This is a genomic window from Methylobacterium sp. WL18 (assembly GCF_008040015.1).
Classification (GTDB): Bacteria; Pseudomonadota; Alphaproteobacteria; order Rhizobiales; family Beijerinckiaceae; genus Methylobacterium; species Methylobacterium mesophilicum.
Window position 1 is genome coordinate 1 of record NZ_VRVD01000828.1, and the last position, 1,744, is coordinate 1,744.

The 1,744-nt window shown below is 72.5% G+C and carries 2 protein-coding genes; both read left to right on the forward strand.

Annotated features, from left to right (window positions below):
- Positions 1-772, forward strand: a 772-nt coding sequence (locus tag FV228_RS28765; protein WP_187277956.1) for a 2-oxo acid dehydrogenase subunit E2, incomplete at its 5' end; no start/stop codon positions are given.
- A gap of 286 nt (positions 773-1,058) precedes the next feature.
- A partial coding sequence (locus tag FV228_RS28770) for a biotin/lipoyl-containing protein (protein ID WP_147857591.1) occupies positions 1,059-1,744 on the forward strand: 686 nt, incomplete at its 3' end.

Genomic DNA, 1,744 nt, shown 5'->3' on the forward strand with positions numbered 1-1,744 from the left:
GGCCCCGGCCCAGGCGCCGGCCGCCCCCTCGGGCATCGGCGCGGGCCTGCCGCCCTGGCCGCAGGTGGATTACGAAAAGTTCGGCCCGGTGCGGCGGGAGCCCCTGTCGCGGATCCAGACGATCTCCGGGGCCAACCTCAGCCGCAACTGGCTGACCATCCCGCACGTGACCAACTTCGACCGGGCCGACGTCACCGAGATCGAGGCGTTCCGGGTCGGGCTCAACACGGAGACGCGGACGCCGCCGGCGCGGGTCACCATGGTGGCCTTCCTGATCAAGGCCGCCGCCCTCGCGCTGCGGGCCTATCCGCGCTTCAACACCTCGCTGGAAGGCTCCGACCTGGTCCTCAAGGACTACGTCCATGTCGGCTTCGCGGTGGACACCCCGAAGGGCCTGATGGTGCCGGTGGTGCGCGACTGCGACCGCAAGGGCCTGATCCAGATCGCCACCGAGATGGCGGCGCTCGCCGACAAGGCCCGGGCCGGCAGCCTCTCGGGCGCCGACATGCAGGGCGGGTGCTTCTCGGTGTCGTCGCTCGGCGGCATCGGCGGCGACGGCTTCACCCCGATCATCAACGCCCCCGAGGTCGCGATCCTGGGCGCGGCGCGCTCGCGCACGGAGGCGGTCTGGGACGGCACGGCGTTCCAGCCGCGCCTGATCCTGCCGCTCAGCCTGTCCTGGGACCACCGGGTCGTGGACGGCGTCGCCGCCGCCCGCTTCCTCGGCCATATCGCGTCGGTCCTGTCGGATTTGCGCCGGGCGCTGCTGTGACGGCGACGACGGGTGCGCGACGCGCCTCCCTGTTCGGGCTCGCGGATCGGCACATCGCCGGACCGAGCGCAGATCCCCTCTCCCGTGCGGGAGAGGGACAGGGTGAGGGATGCGCCGTATCCGGAAAGACCTGGCCCCTCACCCCAGCCCTCTCCCGGACGGGAGAGGGAGCGCGTCGCGCCTTCGGAGAGACGTGGTCGCACCACCTTGGCCTCTGTCGGGGCTAGAAGGCCCTGCCATCCTCGATGCCTGCCGCCCATCCCAACAGACTGTGATCGCCGCCGCCATGCCCGAGACCCGCGAGATCCGCGTCCCCGATATCGGCGACTTTTCCGGCGTGCCGGTCATCGAGATCCCGGTGGCGCCGGGGGAGACAATCGCCCGCGACCAGACCCTGCTCATCGTCGAATCCGACAAGGCGACCCTCGATATCCCCGCCCCGGTCGGCGGCCGCTTGGTGGAGATGCTGGTCGGCCTCGGCGACACCGTCTCGGCCGGCACCCTGATCGCCCGCGTGTCGGTGGAGACAGAGGCCGTCGCGCCGGCGGCGGCACCGGAGCCCGCGCCATCGGAGGGCGACTCGGAAACGTCCTGCGACGTGCTGGTGATCGGCGGCGGGCCCGGCGGCTATGCGGCGGCGTTCCGGGCCGCGGATCTCGGGCAGCGCGTGATCCTGGTGGAGCGGGAGGCGACGCTCGGCGGCGTCTGCCTGAATGTCGGCTGCATCCCCTCGAAGGCGCTGCTGCACGTGGCCGCCGTCACCGAAGAGGCCGGGCGGCTTGCCGCCCACGGGATCGGTTTCGGCGCGCCGACGATCGACCTCGACAAGCTGCGGGCGTTCAAGGCCGGCACCGTGCGGCGCCTGACCGACGGGCTCACCCAGATGGCGCGCCAGCGCAAGGTCGCGGTCGTGCGCGGCACCGCCCGCTTCGCCGGAGCGAACGAGGTCTCGGTCGCCCTGCAGGCGGGCGT